Source organism: Ruegeria sp. CG3 (genome assembly GCF_056537205.1).
Genome location: NZ_JBQFRC010000001.1, coordinates 1,386,365 through 1,412,304, shown reverse-complemented (window position 1 = coordinate 1,412,304; position 25,940 = coordinate 1,386,365). Strand labels below are relative to the sequence as shown.

At 59.5% G+C, this 25,940-nt stretch carries 23 protein-coding genes and 1 pseudogene; 10 read left to right on the top strand and 14 right to left on the bottom strand.

Annotated features, from left to right (window positions below; translation table 11 throughout):
* Window positions 1-4 precede the first annotated feature (4 nt).
* Complete coding sequence (locus tag ACR0NB_RS07020; protein WP_480775275.1) at window positions 5-1,105, bottom strand: LacI family DNA-binding transcriptional regulator; 1,101 nt, start codon at window positions 1,103-1,105, stop codon at window positions 5-7.
* 187 nt (window positions 1,106-1,292) lie between these two features.
* Here ACR0NB_RS07020 and ACR0NB_RS07015 point away from each other — a divergent pair, with 187 nt between their 5' ends.
* The 8 genes from ACR0NB_RS07015 (at window position 1,293) to ACR0NB_RS06980 (ending at window position 10,236) form a co-directional block, all read left to right on the top strand.
* Window positions 1,293-2,738, top strand: coding sequence for an aldehyde dehydrogenase family protein (locus ACR0NB_RS07015; protein WP_480775274.1), 1,446 nt, complete (start codon window positions 1,293-1,295; stop codon window positions 2,736-2,738).
* 55 nt (window positions 2,739-2,793) lie between these two features.
* The gene (locus ACR0NB_RS07010) at window positions 2,794-3,768 is read left to right on the top strand and encodes an ABC transporter substrate-binding protein (RefSeq protein ID WP_170508734.1); all 975 of its coding nucleotides are present in this window, start codon (window positions 2,794-2,796) and stop codon (window positions 3,766-3,768) included.
* Window positions 3,769-3,835: 67 nt separating this feature from the next.
* Window positions 3,836-5,371 (top strand): sugar ABC transporter ATP-binding protein, encoded by a 1,536-nt coding sequence (locus ACR0NB_RS07005; protein ID WP_254433915.1) that lies wholly within the window; start codon window positions 3,836-3,838, stop codon window positions 5,369-5,371.
* Entirely contained in the window at window positions 5,356-6,333 is a 978-nt protein-coding gene (locus ACR0NB_RS07000) for an ABC transporter permease (protein ID WP_093961696.1), read from the top strand. The genes ACR0NB_RS07005 and ACR0NB_RS07000 overlap by 16 nt, the downstream gene beginning before the upstream one ends.
* Window positions 6,334-6,336: 3 nt before the next feature.
* Complete coding sequence (locus tag ACR0NB_RS06995) at window positions 6,337-7,335, top strand: ABC transporter permease (protein WP_170586048.1); 999 nt, start codon at window positions 6,337-6,339, stop codon at window positions 7,333-7,335.
* A complete protein-coding gene (locus tag ACR0NB_RS06990) occupies window positions 7,332-8,432 on the top strand; it encodes a mandelate racemase/muconate lactonizing enzyme family protein (RefSeq protein WP_480775273.1) in 1,101 nt (366 codons plus the stop codon). The genes ACR0NB_RS06995 and ACR0NB_RS06990 overlap by 4 nt, the downstream gene beginning before the upstream one ends.
* Window positions 8,429-9,469, top strand: coding sequence for a zinc-dependent alcohol dehydrogenase (locus tag ACR0NB_RS06985; protein ID WP_170363757.1), 1,041 nt, complete (start codon window positions 8,429-8,431; stop codon window positions 9,467-9,469). Before ACR0NB_RS06990 ends, ACR0NB_RS06985 begins: the two co-directional genes overlap by 4 nt.
* On the top strand, window positions 9,466-10,236 hold the full coding sequence (locus ACR0NB_RS06980) for an SDR family oxidoreductase (RefSeq protein WP_480775272.1): 771 nt from the start codon (window positions 9,466-9,468) through the stop codon (window positions 10,234-10,236). The genes ACR0NB_RS06985 and ACR0NB_RS06980 overlap by 4 nt, the downstream gene beginning before the upstream one ends.
* Before the next feature lie 30 nt (window positions 10,237-10,266).
* Here the strand turns inward: ACR0NB_RS06980 and ACR0NB_RS06975 are convergent, their stop codons facing one another.
* The 7 genes from ACR0NB_RS06975 to ACR0NB_RS06945 form a co-directional block, all read right to left on the bottom strand.
* Complete coding sequence (locus ACR0NB_RS06975; RefSeq protein ID WP_480775271.1) at window positions 10,267-10,686, bottom strand: secondary thiamine-phosphate synthase enzyme YjbQ; 420 nt, start codon at window positions 10,684-10,686, stop codon at window positions 10,267-10,269.
* Window positions 10,687-10,797: 111 nt separating this feature from the next.
* Window positions 10,798-11,661 (bottom strand): sugar phosphate isomerase/epimerase family protein, encoded by an 864-nt coding sequence (locus tag ACR0NB_RS06970; RefSeq protein ID WP_480775270.1) that lies wholly within the window; start codon window positions 11,659-11,661, stop codon window positions 10,798-10,800.
* 11 nt (window positions 11,662-11,672) lie between these two features.
* Window positions 11,673-12,563, bottom strand: a complete 891-nt coding sequence (locus ACR0NB_RS06965) for an NAD(P)-dependent oxidoreductase (protein WP_480775269.1) — start codon at window positions 12,561-12,563, stop codon at window positions 11,673-11,675.
* A gap of 224 nt (window positions 12,564-12,787) precedes the next feature.
* A complete protein-coding gene (gene uxuA / locus ACR0NB_RS06960) occupies window positions 12,788-13,969 on the bottom strand; it encodes a mannonate dehydratase (RefSeq protein ID WP_480775268.1) in 1,182 nt (393 codons plus the stop codon).
* Complete coding sequence (locus tag ACR0NB_RS06955) at window positions 13,966-15,018, bottom strand: Gfo/Idh/MocA family protein (RefSeq protein WP_480775267.1); 1,053 nt, start codon at window positions 15,016-15,018, stop codon at window positions 13,966-13,968. Before ACR0NB_RS06955 ends, uxuA begins: the two co-directional genes overlap by 4 nt.
* Complete coding sequence (locus ACR0NB_RS06950; RefSeq protein WP_480775266.1) at window positions 15,015-16,016, bottom strand: Gfo/Idh/MocA family protein; 1,002 nt, start codon at window positions 16,014-16,016, stop codon at window positions 15,015-15,017. Before ACR0NB_RS06950 ends, ACR0NB_RS06955 begins: the two co-directional genes overlap by 4 nt.
* Window positions 16,013-17,029 carry a Gfo/Idh/MocA family protein gene (locus ACR0NB_RS06945; RefSeq protein WP_480775265.1) on the bottom strand — a complete coding sequence of 339 codons (1,017 nt, stop codon included), beginning with the start codon at window positions 17,027-17,029 and terminating at the stop codon, window positions 16,013-16,015. The genes ACR0NB_RS06950 and ACR0NB_RS06945 overlap by 4 nt, the downstream gene beginning before the upstream one ends.
* A gap of 123 nt (window positions 17,030-17,152) precedes the next feature.
* On the opposite strand from ACR0NB_RS06945, the gene uxaC reads away from it, so the two are divergent.
* Together uxaC and ACR0NB_RS06935 are read left to right on the top strand one after the other, a co-directional pair.
* Window positions 17,153-18,496: a glucuronate isomerase gene (gene uxaC, locus ACR0NB_RS06940; protein ID WP_480775629.1), complete on the top strand. Its 1,344-nt coding sequence runs from the start codon at window positions 17,153-17,155 to the stop codon at window positions 18,494-18,496.
* A complete protein-coding gene (locus tag ACR0NB_RS06935; RefSeq protein ID WP_480775264.1) occupies window positions 18,497-19,693 on the top strand; it encodes a mannitol dehydrogenase family protein in 1,197 nt (398 codons plus the stop codon).
* On the opposite strand, the gene ACR0NB_RS06930 is transcribed toward ACR0NB_RS06935, so the two are convergent.
* The 6 genes and pseudogenes from ACR0NB_RS06930 to ACR0NB_RS06905 all read right to left on the bottom strand — a co-directional run bounded on the left by ACR0NB_RS06930 (window position 19,680) and on the right by ACR0NB_RS06905 (window position 25,931).
* The gene (locus tag ACR0NB_RS06930) at window positions 19,680-20,543 is read right to left on the bottom strand and encodes a sugar kinase (protein WP_170598201.1); all 864 of its coding nucleotides are present in this window, start codon (window positions 20,541-20,543) and stop codon (window positions 19,680-19,682) included. The two genes, ACR0NB_RS06935 and ACR0NB_RS06930, sit on opposite strands and share 14 nt — an antisense overlap.
* Complete coding sequence (locus tag ACR0NB_RS06925; RefSeq protein WP_480775263.1) at window positions 20,540-21,421, bottom strand: DMT family transporter; 882 nt, start codon at window positions 21,419-21,421, stop codon at window positions 20,540-20,542. Before ACR0NB_RS06925 ends, ACR0NB_RS06930 begins: the two co-directional genes overlap by 4 nt.
* Window positions 21,422-21,424: 3 nt before the next feature.
* Window positions 21,425-22,333, bottom strand: a pseudogene (locus tag ACR0NB_RS06920) (NAD(P)-dependent oxidoreductase); the annotation flags it as partial.
* A gap of 119 nt (window positions 22,334-22,452) precedes the next feature.
* Window positions 22,453-23,457 (bottom strand): Gfo/Idh/MocA family protein, encoded by a 1,005-nt coding sequence (locus tag ACR0NB_RS06915; RefSeq protein ID WP_170363746.1) that lies wholly within the window; start codon window positions 23,455-23,457, stop codon window positions 22,453-22,455.
* Window positions 23,454-24,956, bottom strand: coding sequence for a UxaA family hydrolase (locus tag ACR0NB_RS06910; RefSeq protein ID WP_480775262.1), 1,503 nt, complete (start codon window positions 24,954-24,956; stop codon window positions 23,454-23,456). Before ACR0NB_RS06910 ends, ACR0NB_RS06915 begins: the two co-directional genes overlap by 4 nt.
* A 24-nt stretch (window positions 24,957-24,980) precedes the next feature.
* A complete protein-coding gene (locus ACR0NB_RS06905; protein ID WP_170363744.1) occupies window positions 24,981-25,931 on the bottom strand; it encodes a phytanoyl-CoA dioxygenase family protein in 951 nt (316 codons plus the stop codon).
* Window positions 25,932-25,940: the final 9 nt, after the last annotated feature.

Here is a 25,940-nt window from a genome sequence, read left to right as displayed (position 1 = left end):
GCCTTCAGGTCCGGCGTTTGGGTTCGCTGATCGAGTCGCGCTCGACCAGTTCGCATTCAAGCTTCACGAGTGGATGCCGCTGACCGTCCGTCGGTCCATGGAACAGCTGTTCGACGACCCAGCGTCCCATCGCCCGGGTGGGAAGGATCATCGACGTCAGGGGCGGCGACAGGTGCCGCGCGGTTTCGTCATCGTCAAATCCGATGACCGAAATGTCCTCGGGGATGGACAGGCCAAGTTCCTTGAGAGCCTCATAGCAGCCGATGGCCATGCGGTCGTTCTGGCAGAAAATGGCGGTTGGCGGAGAGGGCAGGTCCATCAATTCCCGCGTGGCGGCGTAGCCTGCGCTGGGCAGCCAGTTGCCCTCGATGACCAAATCCTCGTCAAATGGGATGTCGGCGGAAGCCAAGGCGTTTCTGTACCCGGTCGTACGCCCGGCGGCGCATTCCATGAACGGCTCGCCGGTGATGGTGGCAATTCGTTTGTGCCCGGCCTTGATCAGGGCGTTGGTCGCCGTATGTCCGGCAGCGACTTCGCCGGGGATCACTGCAGGAAAAGAGAGGTCGTCGCAGAAGCAGTTCAGCAGCAGAACCGGGGTGGCCGTCTGCCTGAGGATCTCCGGCACGACCACCCGCCGCGTGAAAACGGTCGCGTAGATGATGCCTGCAACCTGTTGGTCGAGGAAATACCTCAGCGTTCTGGGCTCGACCTCGGGGTCGTTTTGGGTTTCGGCCAGCAACACAAGATTTCCGGTGTCCCGAACGGCCTGTTTCACCCCGTTGAACGCGTTCACCATCTCGGGGCTCGACGCCAGATCATCCACGACGAAAGCGATGGTTCCGTCCAGCGCGGCGGGCCGGCGCGTGCTGTCCTGGGGTTTCCTGAGTTGAGAGGGCATGGCGTATCCAAGCGTATTGGCGGCATCCAGGACCCGTTGCTTGGTATCCTCGGAGATCTTGACGGAATCATTCTTGTTGAGAACCAGCGATACTGTCGTCTGCGAACACCCGGCGACGCGCGCAATGTCGTGCATCGTCACGCGCTGCCGGCCCGCGACTCGTCCCACACCCCTGTGCTGCCCGGCTTTGTTCGCTTGATCGTTCATCGCTCAACCTTTTTGTTCGCATCCTTTTTATCGACTATGCGGAGGGCGCGCAACTAATATTAGTAGTTGATAATTAATATTAGTGTTGACGAAATAATATTATTAGTGTTTTGATCGGCGGTGCGGTCGCCAGTGTGGTCTGGCCGAGCAAGCGCGGGGGGCGAAATTGCGGTCTGTAGTGGGGGAGTTGGGTCAAGTCGTTCGCCATTCGATGTTCATCGATGGCCGCTTTGCCGACTTTGACGCGAACGCGGTCGATGTCGAAAACCCTGCAAATGAAGAGATCGTAGCGCAGGTTCCAGATGGTGGTGCCATGCATGCCGATGCGGCGGTCGATGCGGCCCGCCGGGCTTTTGGCGCGTGGTCTGCGCGCCCGGCGATCGAGCGGGCGCAAATGGTCCGAAAGCTCGCCGAGGCCATTCGGGTCGACGCCGCGCGTCTGGCTGCTTTGATCACAGCCGAGCAGGGCAAGCCGATCTCGCAAGCTCGAGGTGAAGTGGATGCCGCCGTCACCTTTCTTTGTCATGCAGCAGAAGAGGCCCGACGGATTTCGGGTGACATAGTGGCCTCGGACAACAGGTCCGAAGAAATCCAGATTCGGCGCCATCCCTATGGTGTTGTCGTTGCGCTGACGGCCTGGAACTATCCCTTGGCATTGGCCGCCAGAAAAATCGGGCCAGCGCTGGTCGCGGGCAACACCGTTGTTTTGTTGGGGCATGAAATCACGCCGCTGTCCGGTCTCGCGGTCGCCGAGCTTGCGGACAAGGTCGGCTTTCCGCCCGGCGTTCTGAATGTTCTGACGGGGAAAGGGCCGGTGGTCGGGCAGCGGTTGGTTGAACACCCCGATACGTCGCTGATCACGATGACCGGCAGCACGCGCGCCGGGAAAGAGATTTTTCGCACCGCGGCCGACCGGATCAAGGTTGTCCGACTCGAGCTTGGGGGCAAGGCTCCGTTCATCGTGATGGAGGATGCGGATGTTGACGCCGCCGTTTCGGCCGCCATTGCCGCCCGGTTTGCCAATTGCGGTCAGATTTGCACCTGCAACGAGCGTATGTATCTGCATCGCGATATAGCGGACCAGTTCTTGGAAAAATTCGTGTCAGCAGCCCGCGCATTGTCGATCGGGGATCCGATGGAGGACTGCGACCTGGGGCCCAAAGTCAGCAAGGTCGAAGTGACAAAGGTCGCCGAAATCATCCAACGCAGCATCGTAGATGGTGCCACGGTGCATCTCGAAGGTGGGCCTTTGAAGGACGGCGCGCACCGCAAAGGGCACTGGATGTCCCCGACCGTTCTCGAGGTCGCCGACAACGGGAATGCCGCAATGCAGGAGGAGGTCTTTGGTCCCGTGGCGACAGCCATGCGAGTCGATGATTTTGATCAGGCGATAGCCCTTGCGAATGACACGTCTTTCGGGCTGTCCGCCTATCTCTTTACGGCATCGCACCGTCGATTGATGGGAGCCCCGAGCCGATTGAAGTTCGGCGAACTGTACCTGAACCGTTCGAATGGCGAGGCCGTGCAGGGGTTTCACACTGGTTGGGGGCTGTCCGGGGTTGGGGGCGAAGACGGCGCCTATGGCTTCGATGGCTATCTGAGGAAACAGACGACTTACATGAATTGGGAATGACCTGAAAACTCGCGGTCAAAACGGAGGCGACCGCACCAATGGAGGAGGAATAACCATGAAACGCAGAACTCTTTTGATCTCGACGGTTGTCGCAGGTGCGCTGTTGGGCACCACGGCGATGGCGCAGGATCTGCCGCCGCTTGAGCAGAAAGATCGCTACAAGGTCGGCTTTGCGCAGATGGAGTCGAACAATCCCTGGCGTATTGCCGAGACGAAGTCGTTCCATGACACCGCCGAGGCCTGCGGCTGGGATCTTATCGCGACGGATGCGGCCGGATCTGCGGCCAAGCAGGTTGCGGATGTGGACAGCATGATCGCCCAAGGCATCGACGTCCTGTTCCTGCCCCCGCGGGAAGAAAAGCCGCTGATCCCGGCCGTTATGAAGGCCCGTGCCGCCGGCATTCCGACCTTTCTGGTGGACCGCTCGGTTGATCCAGCCGTCGCCAAGCCAGGCGAACATTTTGTGGCATTTCTTGGATCGGACTTCATTGATCAGGGCAACCGGGCCGCGCAATGGCTGATGGAGAATTTCGAGGGCGACAATGGCATCATCGTCCAGTTGGAAGGCACGACAGGGTCCTCGCCTGCAAATGACCGCAAAAAGGGTTTCGACGACGCGATTGCAGCGGATGACCGTTTTGAGATCGTGGCCTCTCAGACCGGGGACTTTGCGCGCGACCTGGGTCGTCAGGTGATGGAAACCCTGCTGCAGGCGCATCCTGACGTGAACGTGGTCTACGCCCACAATGACGAGATGGCGATTGGCGCGATCCAGGCTCTGGAACTGGCCGGCCGCAAACCCGGCGAGGACGTGACCATCGTTTCAATCGACGGGACACGCGATGCGCTTCAGGCCATCATCGACGGCAAGATGGGCGTCACGGTCGAAAGCTCGCCTTTCTTCGGCCCTCTGGCCTGTGAAGTCATGAAGAAATACGCGGCTGGCGAGACGATCCCGGAATGGGTGAAAGTCGAAGATCGCATCTTTACCAAGGACAATGCGGCCGATCACATCGACGAAGCCTATTGATTCTCCCTGGTGGGTGGTGCTGGCCTGTGGTCGGCGCCGCCTGCAAGCAATCGGAGGAAGACATGTCATGAATGCGCTCGTCTCGATGTCGGGAATTGAAAAGTCCTTTGCCGGCGTACCGGCACTCAGCCAGGCCAGCCTGGAGATCGCACCGGGCGAGGTTCATGCGCTGATCGGTCAGAACGGTGCCGGCAAATCGACGATGATCAAGGTCCTGACCGGAGTTTACGACCGGGATGCCGGCGACGTGCATCTGGCGGGTGTGCCGAGCCGCATCTCCACTCCGCGCGAAGCGCAGGAATCCGGAATTGCCACGATCTATCAAGAGCTCAACCTGGTGCCGCTGCGGTCAGTGACCGAGAACATCATCATGGGGTACGAGCCCAAACGTCTTGGCTTTCTGGTCGACTGGCGCGAAGGCAACAGGCGCGCACGCGAGGTTCTTGCGCGCTTTGGCATAGATATCGACGTGACCGAGCCGCTGGGAAATTTCTCGACAGCGATCCAGCAGTTGGTTGCGATTGCGCGGGCTGTGTCATTGGACGCAAAGCTGGTCATCATGGACGAACCCACCTCGTCATTGGATGCCAGCGAGGTCGAGGTTCTGTTCGGTGTGGTGCGCGAGTTAAAGAAACAGGGCGTTTCCGTCCTGTATGTCTCGCATTTTCTCGATGAGCTGTTCCAGATCTGCGACCGGGTCACAACGATGCGAGACGGCCGCACAGTCAGCACGCGCAACGTGCAGGACACGACCAAACTGGAAATGATCGCGGACATGCTGGGCCGCAACAAGGACGAGATCGCGGCAGACGGTCTGACGGACTTCGCCGGCGCCAAGGCCAAGAAAGGCGATATCGTTTTGCGGGCCGACTCTGTCTCGACAGGCCCGCGACTGACGCATTTCGACCTCACGCTCCACCGCGGGGAGATCGTTGGGCTGGGCGGGCTTCTGGGCTCTGGCCGGACCGAGGCCGCGCGCGCATTGTTCGGAGTGGATAGTGCACGCGGCGGCGCAATCGAGCTGCACGGTGCGGTCGGGCAACCGTCCGGACCGGGTGACGCGATCGCAAACGGGGTCGGCTTTCTGACCGAAGATCGCAAGGCCGAAGGGATCATTCCTGACATGTCCGTGCGCGAGAATATGACGCTGGCCCTGCTGCCGAAACTGGCCAGCCGTGGTCAGATCGACTTTGCCCGCGAGCGCGAGATCGTTCAGGCCTTCATCGACGATCTGGGTATCAAGGCGGCGCATATGGACCAACCCATTCGCGAGTTGTCCGGCGGCAACCAGCAGAAGGTACTCCTTGCCCGTTGGCTGGCGACGCAGCCAGACATCCTGATACTGGACGAACCGACCCGAGGCGTGGATGTCGGCGCCAAGCGAGAGATCCAATCGTTCATTCGGTCTTATGTCGAGAAAGGATTTGGCGTCGTCCTCATCAGTTCGGAATTCGAAGAACTGGTGGAAGGCGCCGACCGCATCGTGGTCATGCACGAAGGGCGCTCGGTCAAGGAACTGACCAACCCCGGGATTACCGAGAACATACTGGTGCGCGCGCTTGCGCATCATGAAGAAGGAACTGGTTCATGGACCGCGCAATGAAGTTGCCGCAACGGGTCGCATCGATGCCCTTCCGCTTTCATGGCGGCATCGCCGCGTTGGTCGCCCTGCTGGTGTTCAACGCGTTTTTCACCCCCAATTTCCTGCAGCTGCAGACCCTGTTCGTGAATATCAGCCAGGTTGCCACGATCGCCATCGTGGCCATGGGTATGACGCTGGTCATCGCCACGGGTGGAATTGATCTGTCGGTTGGCGCTGTCATGGCTCTGGCCGGGGCGCTGGCCCCGCTGATCTTTCTGTCGGATCTGGGCGCCGCCAATCCGATGCTTGGCGTCATTTTGGCCATTGTCCTGCCACTGTTCGTCGCGGGTTTATGCGGGGTATTCAACGGCGTGATGGTTGCCGTGTTGAACGTGCAGCCCATTATTGCGACGCTCATTCTATTCATCTCGGGTCGCGGTATTGCCCAGGTTTTGACGAATGGCAACCTGCAGACATTTTCAAATCCTTCATTCAGTTATCTTGGAACCGGCAAGGTTCTTGGCTTGCCGTTCCAGGGTTGGCTGGCGCTGGCCATTGCCTGTGTGCTGTTCTGGGTGATCACCAGGACCACTTGGGGCCGCTACCTGCTGGCGATCGGCGGAAATGAACGTGCGGCCTATCTGGCCGGTGGTCCCGTCCGGCGGGTCAAGATCGGGGCCTATGTCATCTGCGCGGTGCTTGCGGGCTTGGCTGGTCTGATCGTGGTTGCGATCAACTCGGCCTCGGACGCCGCGCGCAACGGCAATCTGATGGAGCTTGACGCCATCGCGGCCGCTGTCGTTGGCGGGGCTCTTTTACAAGGCGGACGGGCGCCGATCTTTGGTGCCATACTGGGCGCCGTGATCATCCAGCTGGTCAAATATACATTGCTGGCCAACGGGGTAGAGGACGAAGTTGCACTGATCGCCAAAGCGGTCATTATTATCCTGGCCGTCTGGGTCCAGCAGTTCCGGAGGGCCTGATCGATGTTGGATGAAACGGCTTTTGACCTGCGAAAGTACCTTCGGCGCAATTCGGCTTCGGTGACGGTCTGGATCGCACTGCTGGCTTTGATCCTGTTTGGACTGATGCGCTATGACAACTTTGGCAGCGCCTACAATTTCTCGTCTTTCCTGAACTACAACGCGATGTTCATCGCGATTGCGCTGGGTATGTGTTTTGTGATCATGACCGGCGGGATTGATCTGTCGGTTGGATCCGTTGCGGCCTTTACGTCGGTTGTTGCGGCCTATCTCAGCCCATACGGGATTCAGGTTGCGCTGCCGGGGGCCGTGCTTGCCGGGGTGGGCTTCGGAGCGATCAACGCCTTTTGCATCATCATCCTTCGGATTCCGCCCTTCATCGCCACACTGGCGACCATGCTTGCCGCAAAAGGCGGCGCATTGGTGATTTCGGGCGCCCAGACAATTTCGGTTGATTGGGGGTCGAACTTTACCAAGCTTGGCATGGGGCAGGCGTTTGGTCTGTTTCCATGGGCAATTGTCATAGTGGCCGGACTGACGCTGGTACTGTGGTTGGTGCTGGAAAGAACAACCATCGGGCGGACCGTCTTGGCGATCGGTGGCAGCGAGGATGCCTCGAACCTCATGGGTCTGAAGGTGAATCGTGCTAAGGCTTTCGTCTACCTGCTTTCGGGCGGCTGCGCAGGGCTGGCTGGCGTCTTTCTGGCCTCGGGTTTTGGAGCCGGACAACCCCTTGAGGGCATCGGATGGGAATTGTCGGCCATCGCGTCCGTTGTTGTGGGCGGCACCTTGTTGACAGGTGGGATGGGTTCGATCCCTGCGACCGTGGCCGGAGCGCTTTTGCTGGGTCTGGTGTTCAACGTTCTGAACTTTGAAAACGGTCAGGGGACCATCAGTTTCAGCGCCTATTGGCAGATGGTCATACGTGGAGGCTTTCTTTTTGCGGTCATCCTTTTACAGTCTCGGGTTATTGCCAGGCAGCAGAAGGTCTTGGGTTCGTGAATCGCATAGAAAGTGTTTCAGCGCGGCTGTTCAACGTCCCGCTCGCCGAAGTCCTTGTCGATGCCAAACATGGGGATCACACGTTCTTTCAATTGATCACCGTTACCATTCAAACGTCGGATGGGGTTGAGGGGGTTGGGTATACCTATACGGGCGGCAAGGGCGGTCATGCCATCTTGGCGATGATCCAGCATGATCTAGCGCCGTTCCTGGTTGGACAAGACGCCGAACAGATCGAACGCCTGTACGATGCCATGCAATGGCATGTGCACTACGTTGCACGGGGCGGGATCGCATCGTTCGCTATCTCGGCCGTGGATATTGCCCTTTGGGACATCCGTGGCAGAACGCAGAATGCACCACTATGGCAAATGGCAGGCGGAGCATCCAAACGGTGCAAGGCCTACGCCGGCGGGATCGACCTGAATTTCTCGCTGGAGAAATTGCTGCGCCAGACCGAAGGCTACCTTGCGCGTGGCTTCAACGCGGTCAAGATCAAGGTTGGGCAACCGGATCTGGCCGACGATCTTGCACGGGCCCGGGCGGTGCGCGAAATGTTGGGGCCGGACCGGTTCTTCATGGTCGACGCGAATTACTCCATGAGCGTCGAGCAGGCCATCGTGGCAGCCCGAGGGTTCGCCGACTGCGATATCCTGTGGTTCGAGGAACCGACAATTCCAGACGACTACAAAGGCTATGGCCGAATTGCCGAAGCCACGGGCGTGCCCCTTGCCATGGGTGAAAACCTGCACACGATTCACGAATTCGAGTACGCCTTCGATGACGCAAAGCTGAGTTTCATCCAGCCCGATGCCTCAAACTGTGGCGGGATCACGGGCTGGCTGCGCGTGGCCGCGCTGAGCGCCCAGCACGGCATTCCGGTTTGTAGCCATGGCATGCAGGAGCTGCACGTCAGCCTTGTTTCGGCGCAACCCAACGCGGGGTGGCTGGAAGTACACTCATTCCCGATAGACCAATACACGACCCGTCCGCTGGTCGTGGAAGACTGCCTGGCCGTGGCCCCGGATACGCCGGGAACCGGAGTGGAATTCGACTGGGACAAACTGAATGCGGAACACAGGGAGATGCATACATGACGACCCAGACGATCTCTGCGGCGTACTACAGGGGCAACAAGAGCTTTGCCGTGGAACAGTCCCAGGCGACAGCTCCGGGCCCCGGCGAGGCCGCCATTCGCGTAGCCTATTGCGGGATTTGCGGGACGGATATGCACGTCTACCACGGCAACATGGATGCCCGTGTCGGTCTGAACCGGGTAATTGGGCACGAGATGTCCGGTGTCGTCGAAGCGGTGGGCGCGGGCGTCGATACGGTAAAACCCGGCCAGAAGGTCGTGGTCCGACCGCTTGATCACTGCGGCGAATGCCCGGCCTGCAAACGGGGGCATCAGCATATCTGCCAGAACCTTAAGTTTCTCGGCCTCGATACCGATGGTGCCATGCAAGAGATCTGGACCGTTCCGGCCCACACCTTGCACGTTCTACCGGATGACTTGCGCATGGATCACGCGGCGCTGATCGAGCCGGTCGCCGTTGCTTGCCACGATGTGCGGCTGTCTGGACTGCAGCCTGGCGAGGACGTCGTCGTCATCGGCGGTGGCCCGATCGGCATCCTGGTTGCCATGGTTGCGCGGGACGCGGGCGGAAACGTCGTGATTTCCGAAGTGAATCCGAACCGTCTGGCGATCGCAGAAAAACTTGGCTTTGATACGATCAACCCAACCGAGACCGATCTGGTGTCCACAATCAACGCGCGCACGGGCGACAAAGGGGCGGATGTGGTTTTCGAGGTATCGGGAACGCAGCCCGGTGTTGATGCGATGACCGCCGTTGCCGCGACGCGGGCCCGGATCGTGATGGTCGCGATTCATGCTCAAAAGCCCCAGATCGACCTGTTCCAATTCTTCTGGCGAGAGCTGCAACTGATCGGTGCTCGGGTCTATGAGCCGGAGGACTACGAGAAGGCGATCGCAGTTGTCGCCTCGGGCGGAGTGGACGCGGATGTCGTGATCACTGATGTCAGCCCTCTGGCAGACATTCAGGCCGCGTTCGAAGCACTGGATCGCAGCCCAACCGCAATGAAAAGCCTGATCGAAGTAGGACCGCGTTCATGAGTGTTTTGCAAAGTTTCGACCTGACGGGAAAAACGGCCCTTGTGACCGGGTGCAAACGCGGCATCGGGCGCGGTATGGCCGAGGCATTGGCATCGGCCGGAGCTGATATCATCGGAGTGTCGGCCTCGCTTGAACTGTCCGGGTCAGAGGTCGAAAAAGCCGTCACGGCGATGGGGCGCAGTTTCCGGGCTTACCAATGCGACTTCTCGGACCGCTCCGCGTTGCATGGGTTCATTGATCAGTTGAGAGCCGACCGACAAACTCCTGATATCCTTGTCAACAATGCCGGTACGATCAAACGCAAACCTGCTGCCGAACATCCGGATGACTGGTGGGACGAAGTGATTGAGGTCAACCTGTCCTCGCAGTTTGTTCTGTCCCGCGAGATCGGCAAGGACATGCTGGCGCGCGGCTCGGGGAAGATCATCTTCACCGCATCGCTGCTGACGTTTCAGGGCGGCATCACCGTTCCCGGATATGCGGCCTCGAAAGGTGGTATCGGACAGCTGACGAAGGCACTGGCCAATGAGTGGGCCGGGCAGGGTGTGAACGTGAATGCAATCGCCCCCGGCTACATCGCGACCGACAACACCCAAGCCCTGCAGGACGATCCGGTTCGGTCGAAGTCGATCCTGGAACGAACACCCCAGGGCCGTTGGGGTACGCCAGGTGATTTTGCTGGACCTGTAGTCTTTCTGGCTTCTGCAGCGTCGGACTACGTCAACGGTGAAATCCTTGTTGTCGACGGGGGCTGGATGGGGCGGTAGCACCGTCAACGCTCCATGTGACCCAAGGCCTCAAGTCCCGATGTAGTGCACCTTCAATCGTCGTGTCTTGGGTGCCTCGCGATGTTCGAACAGGTACAGGCTTTGTACGCGACCCAGCGGAAGCTGTCCCTGTTCGACCGGGATCGACACCTGCGTTTGCGTCAACAGCGCCCGCAGGTGCGATGGCGCGTTGTCCTCTTCGCTCGGGCGGTGGTGATACTTGCCTGGTGACTTGGGGACCAGTTCTTCGAAGAACCTCTCGATATCCTTAACCACCTCGGGATCGGCATTGGCCTGCACCAACAGCGCGGCACCGGTGTGGACGCACCAAAGGGTAAGCAGGCCCGAGACAAACTCATGTTCGGAAACCGCACGCTGAACCACCCCGCTGATGTCGGTCAGGGATTTGCCGGGCGTTTCAATGGACAATTCAAAAAACTCTTGCTTCATCCATCAGATCCTTTCCTTGATTTTGCGGGAGTGTGTCCAGCTTTCCGCGCCCCATTCGGCATTCAACTTGGAGGCTTAAGTATCTGATTTGTAACACTCTAGAGCTTTCATTCATGCAAACAGGCTTTTGAACTTGTCTATGCACAGACGAAACCCATCTTCGAAATTTCCGTTGCCGGGATGATAAACGCTTTCGAAGGAAATCACGCCTTCATAGCCGTCGGATCGGAGCGCGTCCGCGATGGGTTGGAACAGAGGCGCAAGCTGACCTTCCCCCATGCGGCGCACTTCCAGCGTTGCCCGCGGTGTATCGACCTTTACGTCCTTGATGTGAATGTGGCCCAGATAGCCGCCGCGCAGTTCTTCGTAACCGTCCGGGTATGCCAGTTCATGGCACCAGCAGTTGTTTCCGGGGTCCCAAAGAACTTTCAACGCATCCTTTGCATCCAACTCGTCGATCAGTTTGCGGGCGGTATAGTTCGAATTGACCAGCGTGCCGTTTCCGGTTTCCACGACAAGCGTCACGCCCTCAGCCCTGGCCAGTTCAACCGCCGGCGCGATCAGCGGTGGCATCGAGTCCCATACACCATGCGCGACGTTCCACTTCTCGGCGCCGTTTTTTCCCCAGAGTATCTGCTCTTTTCGTTGGGTCATGATCCGAACCAGCGGAGACCCCACGACATGCGCCATGTCGATCACGCGTTTCAAGGCGTCCATGTGTCGGGTGTGCAGCTCGTCACCGGGCCTGTTGGCAGCTGTCATCCCCGCGAAGATATGGCGCGACAGACAGGACACAGGCTTGCCCCGGTCGCGCAAGAGCGCGTCGATCTCGGCAATTTCCTGCGGGGAATGGTCCCCGACCTCGGTGTCGCCTACGAACTGAAGCTCTGCATAGTCCAGACCGAATTCGTCCATCACGTCCACGGCATGCCGCAGATCGCGGGAAATGCCGTCGCAAATTACACCTATTTTCATGTCCGGCCCCCTCAGCGATGCAATTCTGCGCCAACGATCTCTTCGATGACGCGGGTACACACCCAGTTGTCGCCGTTCGGGTATTTGGTTTTTCCGGCGTGAAAGATCTGCATAGCGGATGATGCTGTGTGCATGGGAACGCCCAACGCACCGGCCAGTGCCAGAGAGATCGTCAGGTCCTTGTGCATCGTTGCGATATGGCTGCCAGTAGCCTCGAACTTGCGATCAATGATGTTTTCAAGGGCGGTATTCACCACACCGCACCCCGCGCTGGAGGATGAGAACACGTCAAGCAATGCCTGACCGTTGACACCGGCTTTGGCCGCCAGGGCCGCAGCCTCGAATGTGGCGGAAAAGATCGATCCGATAAGGGATTGCAGGCAGGCTTTCACGGTTTGCCCGTCGCCGGCGTTTGCTCCGACCCGGTGAATGGTTGCCGACACTGCCTGCATGACTTCGGCATTTCGGTCCAGCACATCCGCAGCACCGGCAGCCATCATCGTCAATGTGCCGTTCTGCGCGCCGGGAAACCCACCCGAGACCGGAGTGTCGATCAGGTTGATGCCCGAACCCTCCATGTCTCGCCCGATGGCGCTTGCTTCGGCCGGGGTAATGGTCGCCGACAGGATCACAGTTCCGCCTTCGGCCATGTTCGCAACCAGTCCGTTTTCTCCCAGAATGACATCGCGGGCCTGATCTCCGTTCATCACCATGACGAACACGCTGGCGGCGTGACGGCCGACCTGTCCCACGCTGTCCCTGGCCAGGCCGCCCATGTCGGTAAATGCCGTCATACGCGTCTCACTCAAGTCGAAACCGGATGTTTCAAAGCCATTCTTGATCAGGTTCTTGGCAAGGCCGCTGCCCATGTCGCCAAGACCGATTACACCTGCTGTTTTCATTTGGACTCCTCCCGTTCTTCCGTCTTTGCCGTCTGGCAGACGTTTCGAAAAATGATGCCTCAAGGCATCGGTTTTCGCGGGAGTTTCACGCGTCTTGAACAGACGTCGGGCGAGTCCGGAAGACACCCCGCTGCCCGTTTACGTACCGTAAGTAAACGAAGATTGCGGCGCTCAGGCAAGCAAAGAAGTGATACGGGCGGAAAGAAACTGCCGCATCAGACGTGTCAGGAAAACGCCGTCATGATGCCGCGCAGCTCCGCCAGCCCGCGCATTCGTCCAATCAGCGGATAGCCGGGAGTGCTGTGTCCGCCCAGATCGCTCAGCAGCTCTTGTCCGTGGTCGGGTCGCATCGGAATTTTCCAGTCACTACGTCCTTGAGATTTGCGGCGGCGTTGTTCGTTCATCAGCTCGCGAATGGTTCCGACCATGTCGGTGTCGCCCTCCAGATGCGGAGCCTCATAGAAATCCGGCTTCCGTCTGTCCGACCCCGCGATGCGTCGGGTATTTCGCAAGTGAACAAAGTGAATCCGGTCGCCATGCCGGCGCACGAAGTCCGGCCCATCGAATTCGGAGGAAACACCAAGCGATCCGGTACACAAGGTTGCGCCGTTCGCGGGCATATCAACCGCATCAAGTACGGCGCCGTAGTCCTCGGTACTGGACATGACCCGCGGCAGACCGAGCAACGAGAAGGGTGGATCATCGGGATGACAGCACAAGCGCAAACCCAATTCTTGGGCGACCGGGGCGACTTCAGACAGGAAGTCGATGAGGTTTGCGCGCAGCCGGTCACGGTCTATCTCGGCATATGTCTGCAGCAAGCCGCGCACGTCCTCTACGCTCCACTGATCGTTGGCGCCGGGCAGCCCCGCGGTGACATTGTGCTGCAACTGGGCCTTGGAGACATCCGACATGCGCATGAAGCGATCCTTGGCCGCTTGGCGGACGTCGCCGGAATAGTCTTCGGACGCGCCCGGACGTTCGAGAATATGTATGTCAAAAACTGCGAAATCGGTCAGGTCGAACAGCATGGCCGTTCCGCCATGCGGCTGTGGGGCACGAAGGGCGGTGCGCGTCCAATCCAGGATCGGCATGAAGTTGTAGCAAACAACTTTGACGCCACGGACGGACAGGGCCCTGAGGCTGGACTTGTACGCCTGCAGATGCTCGGCCATGTCTGCCGACTGCGTCTTGATCGCCTCCGATACGGGCAGGCTTTCGACAACGTCCCAACTGTACCCGGCCGCGGCCAGAACGGCCTGCCGGTCGGCGATGCTCTGTTCATCCCAAGGCTGTCCGGGCGGGATGTGATGCAGCGCGGTGACGATACCCTGAACCCCGACCTGATGGAGATCGGCCAGAGCGATCGGATCCTCGGGTCCGAACCAACGCCAACATTGTTTCATGGCAGCCATCCTTCATACAGCGGGTGATCGGGCCTGATGGGAAGGGGAACGCGCTGTCCGGTGCGCGCCGCGTGATAAATCGCCGTCACAAGGCCGATGGACGCAGCGCCATCCTTCAGCGTAACGGCCGAATTTGCCTCGGACCGCAGCGCCTTGCCGACTTCGGTAAAAAATCCTTCGAAACCAGTTGGCTCGGCGGCGGAGGCCGCAAGAGCCTCGTCGACAGCGGCTTGATCTACGGGGTCCCGCGCGACGAAAGTCCAGGGCGTTTGACCCGGAGCATAAGGTTCGGTGCCAGAAGTGGCAGTCAAATTTTCAAAGACGAACCGCAGGCGGGTTTCGTCCGTGGCTGCGCCTAGTGTGATATTGCTTGTGCACAAAGCGCCGGAACTCATGCCGAAGCAGATCGCGGCGCAGTCTTCGGTCTCGATCGGGTTGACCCGCGTTGTGGTCATTGCAGAAACCCAGGCGATATCACCCGCGATATGAGTCAGCAGATCATGGTTGTGGATGGCATGGCCCAGAACCGCGCCGCCGCGTTCACCGGCCCATGTCCCCCGCCACGGTACCGCGTAATAGTCCGCCCCTCGGGACCAATGGGTTTCAAGCGCGGCAGTTTGGACCGCTCCGGTCAGGCCCGCGCGTTGCAGGTGGCGCAATTGGGCCAGTGACGGGCCCCACCGGTATTGAAAGACCGGAAACACCTGCTTGCCCGCGCTGCTTGCGGCTGCCGTGATCCGATCCACATCCTGCATCGAGGTCGCAAGAGGCTTCTCGCAAACAACGTGTTTTCCAGCAGCCAATGCTGCAAGCGTGGTCGGCACATGCAGATGGGGCGGCAGGCAGAGGTCGATGACATCAATCGTCGGATCATCCAGAGCGTCCTGAATGTTGGTCAATGCTCGAAAACCCGAGTTCTGCCGTATCTGTTCGATCCGGTCGATATTCTGGTCGACCACGGCGGCTACGCAAAAGGTGCGGTCAAGCCGTTCCAGAGCGTCCAGATGTTGCGCACCGATACCTGCGCCGAGGATCGCAACGTTGATCATCTGCGTTCCGCCATTTCCTGCGCGCGCAGAGCCAGTTCCATGACTGTAAAGCAGTGCGTCTGCGTCATTGCGGTTTCAGTCCGGTTGTGAATGTCGTCGGCCAGGCGCGCAAAGTAGGGAAGGCCGGCGTCGGATGCGTCGATCTTTTGGCAGGTTTCACCATTGACGAGGATCAGGTGATCTGTCCCCAGGGCCCCACCCACATCGACGTATTTCCGCAACTCGATATATCCTTCGGTGCCCAGGATCGTCAGACGACCATCCCCCCAGTTTGGCAAGGCATCCGGCGTAAACCAGTCAACCCGGATGTACCCGGTTCCATTCTCGCTGCGCAGATTGATCTCGCCGAAATCCTGCAATCCGGGATCGCTCGGGTTTGCGTAGTTTGCCACATAAGCGTTTGTGATTTCAGCAGCTTCCGAACCTGTGTAATGTAGGAATTGATCAATCTGATGCGAGGCGATGTCGGTCAGAATGCCGCCATAGCGGTCACGCTGAAAAAACCATTCCGGGCGGGTTGCTCGGTTCAACCGGTGCGGGCCAAGCCCAACCGTCTGGATCACGCGCCCGATGGCACCGGCCTCGACCAACTCGGTCGCTCGGGTGCTGACAGGCGTTTCAAATCGTTCGGAAAAATTCACCGACCAGATTCGACCGGTGTCCGCGACCGTTCGCTTGATCTGGTCGAGTTGTTCGAAAGTCGTGCAGCCCGGCTTGTCGCTCATGACGTCCATGCCGTTCTGCATGGCGCCGATCGTTAGCGCGGCCCTATCTGCAGGTACTGCCGAAATAAGCGCTAAATCCGCCCCGCAAGTTAGGGCGTCTTCCAGTCGAGCCAGCCGCGGAATATCGGGAAACCTATTGACGTAGCCCGCCAGCGTTTCTGGATCGCCTTGTGTCCAATAGCCAACGCAGTCCACTCCGATTTTGCGCATGTTTTCCGTCATGCCATAGATATGGCGGTGGTCCAGGCCAAGGGCGACGCAGGTCAGGCTCATGAGATGACTCGTGTTTTCTTGCCGGTTCGATCGGCGATTTGCATCGCGTCGATGACGGCGTGGGTCAAAAGGGCACTGCGTCCGGTGGCCATGGGTCGCGTTCCACTGGCGATGGCGTTGGCGAAATCCTCAATGACCGCCTCGTGCCAGGCATGTGTAAACGCCATGGGATCGGCCCCTCCGCCTGTGGCGGCGGTTTCGCCGACCGTGGATTCCCGGCCGTCGAAAGTGGTCACGGCCAGGACACCTGACTCTAGATGCGCTTTGGCTAGGGTGCCCTGGATCGTGATGGACTCAGCAGACCCGGGATATTCGGCGGTAGTTGCCATCAACGTTCCCACCGCGCCGTTGTCCATTTCAAAGACTGCACCTGCCCAATCCTCGGCCTCGAGATTGTGTAGAGGAGTTTTTCTCATCACGGCCTGAATGTCCGAGATCGGTCCCAGCAGCCACATCGCAAGGTCAAGCGTGTGGATTGCCTGCGAGATCATGACGCCGCCTCCGTCGCGTGCATAAGTGCCGCGACCCGGTTCGTCATAGTAGCTCTGATCGCGCCACCAGGGGACACGGATCTCGACCGTGGCGATCGTACCCAGTTCCCCATGTTCGATGGCCGATTTCAGCGCCTGCGACGCGGCGCGGGCGCGGTGCTGAAAGACGATGCCCAGCGGCACACCGGATACCTCGCACTGCTCGACGATGGCTTTCGCGGCGCCCAGTGTTCTTTCAATGGGCTTTTCCATCAGGATCGGTTTCGAGGCGGTCGAAAGACTCCGTACCAACTCTGTGCGCTGATCGGGTGGGGTTGCGATGATCGCAAAGTCGACCCGTGGGTCGTTTGCGATTTCCTCGACCGAGACGAATGCGCGGGTCTCGTTTCGCCGCGCGAACGCAGCGGTCTTGTCAGGGTTGCGCCCAAGGACTCCGGCAAGACTGAGGCCTTGATCCGATGCCCGAATGGCGGCGACATGCGTGCCGGAAACCATCCCTAAACCAATCAGCGCAATATTCATTCATTCCCCCGGATCACCCGGTCAGTCTGCGGGTTTGAACGGGAAAGATGCAACCATTAAAAACTGTGTTAACAATTGTGGGCAGCAGTATCGGAGGCAGAATTGACTGGCAATTTGAATGGGATGGCAGAAGACCTGTACCTGGGCATCAAGGACCTGCCGATCGTGTCTCCGCATGGTCACTGCGATCCGGGGTGGTTTGCATCCGATGCGCCGTTTCCCAACCCGGCAGAGCTGTTGGTGGTTCCCGACCATTACGTGTTCCGTATGCTCTATTCGCAGGGCGTTCCCTTGTCGGAACTCGGCGTTGGGGAAGATGGGCGAAAGAAGGATCCTCGCGCCGTTTTCCGCACATTTGCCGAACATTGGCATCTGTTTCTGGGAACGCCTTCCCGGATCTGGATGAACTACGTGCTGCATGAAACGCTGGGCGTGTCTGAAGAGTTGTCTTCGCGCACCGCAGATCTGATCTACGACAAGATCGCGGAAAAGCTGGCGCAACCCGATTTTCGCCCGAGGGCTTTGCTCGACAGGTTCGGGATCGAGGTGCTGGCCACCACGGATTCGGCTCTCGACACTCTCACACAGCATCAGGAGATCCGTGCAAGCGGTTGGGGCGGGCGGGTTGTTCCGACGTTCCGCCCGGACGGGGTTTTGGATGGGGCGGACCCGGAGTTCGTGCAGAACCTGAACAAGTTGGCCGAGCTGACAGGCTGCGATCTGGACAGCTATGATGGCTATCTCAACGCACTGCGGATGCGGCGAGCTTATTTCATCCAACTGGGCTGTACCGCCACCGACCACGGTATCGAACGTGTACAGACCGAGTGGCTTGAGGACCCGGATGCGCTGTACCAGCGGCTGAGACGGCGGGAAGGGACCGAACAGGACGCCCGCCGTTTCTACGGACATATGCTGATCGAAATGGCGCAGATGTCTGTCGATGATGGTCTGACCATGCAGATACATGCAGGCAGCAAACGCAACACGAACAACGCGGTAATGCGGGATTTCGGACGGGACAAGGGGGCCGACATTCCAATCGCGATGGATTGGGTCACGGGCCTTGAGGCGCTGTTGAACCGGGTCGGAAACTCGGCGGAACTGCGCATCATTTTGTTCACACTGGACGAAGGCACCTACGCCCGTGAACTGGCCCCTATGGCGGGACATTGGCCGTGCCTTCGGATCGGGCCGCCTTGGTGGTTCCACGACAGTCCAGCCGGGATTGCGCGGTATTTTGATCAGGTCGTAGAAACGGCGGGATATTACAATCTGGCCGGATTCAATGACGACACGCGGGCTTTTCTGTCCATTCCTGCACGACACGACCTTTGGCGGCGGGGCGTGGCGATTCATTTGGCCGAGCAGGTTGCGCGCGGTTACTTCGGTCGGGACAGTGCCGAGCATCTTGCGCGGTTGCTGGCGGTCGATCTGGCGAAACAGGTTTACGGATTGCAAAGCTAGATGGGTACAATTCTTCACTTCGGCCTCGGAAACTTTGCCCGGGCGCATTTGCTGGACTACACCGATCAAGCGGGCGGATGGGACGTTGTCGGCGTCAGCCTGCGTTCATCCTCGGTTCGGGATGGATTGGCCCGGCAGGGTTTCGAGTACGATCTGTGCGTGCAGGGGCAGGGCGTCCGGCGCATTAAAGCTCTTCGCGACGTTCTGGTCGCGCCCGAGGGTCGTGCAGCGATTTTCGATGCGATGACGGATGCCGAGATCATCTCGGCGACCGTGACCGAGAAAGGTTATCATCTTGATGCCGCGGGCAAGCTGAACCTCCAGGACCCGGCGATTGCCGCCGATCTGGCAGGGCAGGGGCCCGCGACTCTGATCGGGTTTTTGGCTTTTGGCCTTGCGGAACGGCGCAAACCTGTGACGGTGCTAAGCTGCGACAATCGTATGGAAAATGGCAAAACGCTCGAGACGGCCGTTTCCGATTTCGCGAAAGCAGCCGGTCTGGACGTCAATTGGGACGCCGTTCGCTTTCCCAACGCGATGGTCGACCGGATCACCCCGGCCACAACGGACGCTGTACGCGCAATCAGCGGCGATCCCATGGCCGTTCCGACCGAGGCGTTCTCTGAGTGGGTGATCGAAGACAATTTTGCCGGACCGCATCCGGATTGGCCGGGCGTGCAATTGGTCGATGACGTGGCCCCGCACGAGATTCGAAAGCTGCGCATGTTGAACGGGGCCCATTCCCTGTTGGCTTATGCCGGGTTGGAGCGGGGCCTGACCTACGTCCACGAAGCGGTCCGAGACCCGGTTCTGCGCCCGCTAGTTTCCGAGTTGATGAAGGATGCGGGCGCAACGCTGCCCGCCGCGGTCCAAGCACAGGTTCCGGACTATGCCGAGGCTCTGTTGCGCCGTTTTGAAAACCCCGAGTTGGCGCACCGTCTGGACCAAATCGCGATGGATGGAAGCCAGAAGCTGCCCTATCGATTTGTTTCCACACTTCGTGAGACCGGCTCTCAGGCGGTGATCGCGGGGATGCGGGCCTGGGTCTCCTATTGCATGTCCGAGACCGCCAAAGGTCGGGCGCTGAACGATCCTTGCGCGTCGGAAATCGCTTTGGCTGCCAAGCAGCCAGATCCGCTAATGCCGCTTTTGCGTCTTGTCGGAGCCGAGGATCTCGCGCCGCTTATCCGGGAATGATCGCGCCGCGGAACTGAACAACGGTGGATGCCAGATTGTGTCCAGCCATCAGGGCCTCGGCCTGTGATTTCCCAGTCAGCAACGCCGCGAGGTACCCACCGTTGAAACTGTCGCCTGCCGCGGTCGTATCCAGCACGTTTTTGGCAGGCTCATAGGTTTGGTCAATGCTCTGACCAATGGACAGGGGGCCATTCTCTCCGCGCTTCAACGCGCCGATTCCGTGATGACCCGCAAAGCGCGCCGCCACCTGTTCGGCGCTTTCCCCGAACAGTGCCATCTCGTCGTCGATGGATGGCAGGGCGATGTCCGCACGCCGCCAAAGGCGTTGGTTGATCTGCCGGGCGTGTTCAACGCTATCCCAAAGACGTGGACGAAAGTTGCTGTCATAGACCAACCGGACTGAAGCGCCGTCGAGCCAGTCCAGAAGCGCAAGCCTTACCGAATGCGGAAGAATGGCCACGGAAATCCCCGACAAGTACAGCACGTCATAGCCGTTCAACGAGCTAAAGTCGTGATTGGCAAAAAGCTGACGGGCGGCCGCTTCGCTGCGCCAATAGGTAAAGCTGCGTTCACCGTCCGCAGAGGTCGTGATCGCGTACAGGCCCGGAGAGGCGTTCGGAATGATGTGGATGCCGGATGTCGCGATACCATGGCTGGCGATGAAGTCCGCTATGCGCCCCGAGAACGGGTCGTCGCCCAAACATGTCACATACTCCACCTGCAGATCAGGCGCTGCGCGGTGCATGTAGATGGCCGTGTTCAACGTATCCCCCGCGACACCCACCTTCGCGCCGGTTTCCAGCATGGACAATTCAATCATTGCTTCGCCGATGCAGGCAATTCGCGTCATTTCTTTTCTCTTTTCCAGATGATGAGACCGGCAACCATGATCAGAGCAGCCCCTGCCAACGTGAATGTGTCCGGTACCGTGTCAAAGAACAGATAACCCCAGATCGCAACATAGATCAGGAACGAATAGGTAAATGGCATCAGCTGGTTCGCCGTTCCGAACCGATGCGCGTTCGTCAGCAGTTGATGCCCGCACCACCCAAAGACGCCAAGACTGATCAGGACGATCAGGCTCCAGGTGTTTTCCGGTTGGATCCAAAACCAGATGGCGAACGGCAGCAGGACCACCGTCCCAGTAAGCCCGAGGTAGAATTGCATGGTGTCCACGGCAACAACCCCCGACAGCCTGCGCGTCATGATCGAGTACAAGGCCAACGCGGTGGCATTGTAGACGATCAGCAGCATGGTCGGATGAAATGCCGAACCAAACGGCCGCACGACAACCAACACCCCTAGAAAACCGAGGATGATGGCCGCCCAACGCCATGGGCCCACGCTTTCTTTCAACACAAAGACGGACAGAAAACACACAATGACCGGGCTGGAAAACATGATTGCCGACACGACGGTCAGCGGCAAAAACCGCAGGGCATAAAAATTGAAAACGGTCGCCGAAATCAGCAGCAAGGCCCGGCTTATCACCTGCCAAGGGTGGTCCGTCTTGAACCGGCCGGCCTCGATCCCGCCCTTGGCGATCACGCCCACTGAGATCACGAAGTGCCCTGCATAACGCATGAACGCCAACTGAAATGCCGGCACGCCGGCCAACGCCAACCATTTGGCCCCAAGGTCCACCAGCGAAAAGAACAGCCACGCCGTCAGCATCAGCACGATGCCGAGGCGCGGCAGATCCGCAGTGGGGTTGGCGGTGACGGCCATCGATCAGGTGTTGAAGCGTCTGACGTAGTAGTCAACCATCTGGCTGACCATGTCATCCGCCTGACCGTGGTCGCGCGCGTCGTTCAGCGCGGAAAGCGCACCCTGCGACATCACGCTGGTTACGCCGGCGTCCCGCGCCATTCGATCATAATACCCAAGGTCTTTTGCCGCGTTCTTGATGGCAAAAGCCAGCTGGTTTGGATCATTCTCGACACCGTAGGCTTTGACGAAATCCATCATTCCGGAATGCAGCGGCCCTGCGGCCATAACGTCATACAGCTGCTTGCGGTCAACGCCGGTGATGTCAGCCATGGCAAAGGCTTCGGCCATCGCGTTCGCGACCGTCATGCCGAAGAAGTTGTTGATCAGCTTGATCGTATGTCCCGATCCGACAGGGCCCAGGTAAAACACGTTTTCGCCCAGATCCTTCAGTGTCGGCTCGGCCTTGTCGAAGGCAGCCTTGTCGCCGGACGTCATGATGTTGAGCTTGCCTTCCAGCGCATGCGACGGCGTCCGGCCAAGTGGCGCGTCAAGGTAGCTTCCGCCGGCTGCGGCAACCTCCTCGGCCAGGGCGCGTGTACTGCCCGGAAGCGAGGTGCCAAAGTCGATGACGATCGCCCCGGGCTTCAGTCCCGCGATCACTCCATCAGCACCGCGCATACGGCCCTCGACCTGCTCAGACGTTCCCATGCACAGCATCACGATGTCGCTGGCCTGAGCCAACTCCCGCGCGTTTTGCGCCTCGCGGGCGCCCCGGTCAATCGCGGCATCCAGATGTGTGCGGTCGCGGTTTCCCAACACCGTGACCGAGTATCCCTGGTCCAACAGCCGGCTCACCATGGCTCCGCCCATGAGTCCCAGGCCGATAAACCCGATTGATGGTTTGCTCATTGGTTTCCCTTTCCGTGAATATGTCTGGTTTTCATTCTTGTGTCTGTCGCGGGCGGATTTGCAGTCTGATTGCTCATATTGCCCGGGGAATAGTCATTGGTCTTTTGAATGGTCCGAAATTTTGCCCTGCCGCGTCTCAGTCAGGCCGGCGCCCGCGCACGAGCGGTTCGCGCCTTCAGCTCCTGTTCGATGCGTGATGTGACTTCGAGCGTCCGGGCTGCATCCTCGACGTCGATCAAAGGTGGGGCGCCATCGATCACGTCAAGGAAGTGATCCAGTTGCGCCTCCAGCGGTGTGCGTGTCTGGCCCGGCCTTGGAAGTTGGTCTTTTTGGGCCGCAGTGCCCCAATCCTGTCCGCGCCACAGGGTCATGGATGGAAAACTGAACGCGCCTCTGGTTCCCGTGATCCACATCATGTCCTGGCGGGTCGTGCCAATGTTCGGATTTTCGCCGGTTCCGGCTTCAAACCCCCAAGGGCTGGGCGCGGTGTCGGCAAAGCTGATGGTACCCGTCGCGCCGTTTTCGAATGCGATCGCGACAGCGCCGCTTTCGATCCGATCCGATCCGCGGATCGACGCGCCGGGCAGGGCGACAACCTCCGAGATTTCTCCGATCACAAAGCGCAGGACATCGATATCATGCACGAGATTGATCATCACCGGGCTGCCGTCGGAAGTCCGCCAGTTCTGTTCAAAATAGCTGTCGGGTTTACGCATGGCCCACAGCAACGAGACGTTGATGACTCGTCCGATCGTACCTTGCGCGATCACCTCCTTCAGGTACTGCAAGTTTGTGTGGTACCGCCTATGATGGCCAACCAGGCTGCGGACATTGGCCTCGCTCACGGCCGTCTTAAGGCGCAGGGCATCATCGACCGATGCGGCAACCGGCTTTTCGATCAGCATATTCCAACCGCGGGATGCGGCCAGAATGCCATGTTCGGCATGCAGGCGGGTCGGCGTCGCGATGATGACACCATCCACTGTGTCCTGCACCTCGTCCATACTGGCAAAACGCGGCGCGTCGATCTGGATCGAGCCATCCGGATCGGCCAACCCGACCAACGTGCAGCCGGGATGCTCAATGACGGCGCGGACGTGGCGGATACCGATCAATCCGCCGCCGGCTACGAGGATCCGTTTCACATCACCGCTCCGATTTGCCAGGGAACGAATTCGTAGTCACCCAAGCCCTGCGCCTCCGACTTGGTTCGCGCGCCCGAGGCGACTTGGAGCAGCCGTCGGTATATCTCCTGTCCTTTTTCTTCGACGCTGACGCCTTTGGTCAGGATGTCGCCCGCGTCCACGTCCATGTCTTCGGGCATGCGCGCCGCCAATTCGGAATTGGTGGCGATTTTCAGCGTCGGCGCCGGTTTGGACCCAAAGGCCGACCCGCGCCCCGTGGTGAAACACACAAGGTTGCACCCGGCCGCGATCTGCCCGGTCACCGAGGCCGGGTCGTATCCGGGGCTGTCCATGAAGGTGAAGCCTTTGGCGGTGATGGGTTCGGCGTATTTGAATACACCGGTCAGAGGGGTGGTTCCGACCTTCGCCGCTGCCCCCAGCGATTTCTCGAGGATGGTCGTCAGACCCCCTTGCTTGTTGCCGGGGCTGGGGTTGTTGTCCATCGAGCCGTGATTGCGGGCGGTATAGTCCTGCCACCAATCGATCAGTCCGATCAGTTTTTCCCCAGTTGCGCGGTCAAGGGCACGACGGGTCAAAAGATGTTCGGCTCCGTAGATTTCGGGCGTCTCCGCAAGGACACCCGTGCCACCTTGAGCGACCAACAGGTCGCAGGCATGTCCGAGCGCAGGGTTCGCCGTTACACCGGACCAAGCGTCCGATCCACCACATTGCAGCGCAACCATCAGTTCAGACGCCGGGGCTTCGCTGCGGCTTGCCTCATTGGCAATCGGCAGCATCTGGTTGATCTTGCTGATCCCCATTTCCACGGTCCGGCGCAATCCGGCCACGTTCTGGATGTTCATCGTCTGAAAAGTGAGGCTTTGCTTCAACCCATAAGCGTCCAACAGCCAGTCGATCTGGTTCATCTCGCATCCCAGACCGACCATCAGAACGGCAGCGTGGTTGGGATGTTTCGCAAACCCCCACATGACCCGTTGAAGAGCTTCGAAACCGTCGCCGGAATCTGCCATTCCGCAGCCCGTTCCGTGGACAAAGGCCACTACGCCGTCGACATTCGGATACGCGGCCAGCTTGTCCGGCGTGAAGTGGTTGGCGATCATGCGGGCCGCCGTAGCAGAACAGTTCACGGTGGTCAGAACCGCAATGTAATTGCGCGTGCCGACGCGACCACTGTCCCGATGGTAGCCCATGAACGTATCGACCGAGGTGGCGGGTCTCATAGGCCTGTGATCAGTCGCAAACTCATAGTCCACGCTGGTGTTTCGGAACTCGACATTGTGCGTGTGCACATGATCGCCGGGGTGGATCGGTTGGGTGGCGTAACCAATGATCTGGGCATATTTTCTGACCGGATCGCCGGGTGCAAGGGTCGCCGTGGCGACCTTGTGGCCCGATGGGATGCGCGCATTGGTCGTAACACCTTCGACCACACTGCCGGCCTCCAGCAGCCGAGTTGCAACCACCACGCTATCCGTTCGATCTAAACGTACAAAAGTCATAATCAGCTTTCCTGGCGGCTGCAGCTAGGCGCAGAACGGCGAGTCCGATGTCCACCGGTGAATATCTATATGCGGCTGTCCAGACAGCCTTGCTCGCGCCGCCTCCCAATTGGATTTGCAGACACGCCAATCCCGCAGCTCGGTTTCGGGGCGCGATCTGGATCTTGCGATGAAGCTGGGGAAATGATCTCGACCGGTGGGTTGGCCTGCCGCACTGAAGCGGATGTCGAACGACCAGCGGAACCGGTCCGTTTCGTTGACCAGCGACGCATGTGGCGTCAGCGGGTGAAACAGGATGACCCCGCCCGCCTTGACGGGCAAGGGCACGGCTCGGTCTTCGTCAATGAACCCGTCGGCAATGCCTGTCTGCGTGCGCGCGCAATGCGGCAGGATGGATTGGTCCTGTGCCTTTGGCAGCACTTGCAGGCAGCCGTTCTCGATCGTTGCATCGTTGACGGCAATCCAAACCGTGACCATGTCGGTCTGGTCCGCATCCTCCAACGCAACTGCCCGGTCTTGATGCCAGTCCGTTGCGGTTATGTGCGCCCGCACCTCGTCCTTGGACAGCTTGAGGGCAGGGGGCTTCAGCCGAACGTGCTGGATCGGATTGCTGACCAACTCCGGCCCGATCAACTGCTCGACGATGTCAAGCATGGGCTGGGCCGTCAGCAAGTCGAACACTGCGGGTCCAATATGGAACGGTGTGTCAGCCATGATCCGGTCGCCGGGCAATGAGATGTCCAGCGGCTGGAAATAGTCGCAACCGGCCTGATAGGCGGACAGAAGTTTGTCCCAGAAAGTCATTCGTGAAGGTTCGTCCTTGACCAGCCCTTTTTCGTACCAACCCTCATAGAGCCGGTGCAGGACATCCGAGTATTCGGCTTGCACCCGATCAAGGACGTCACCGGGAATTACATCCTCGACCACGAGGTATCCGTCCGTCTGGAACTTGCCAATCTGATCTTGTGTCAGCATGGGTTCGAC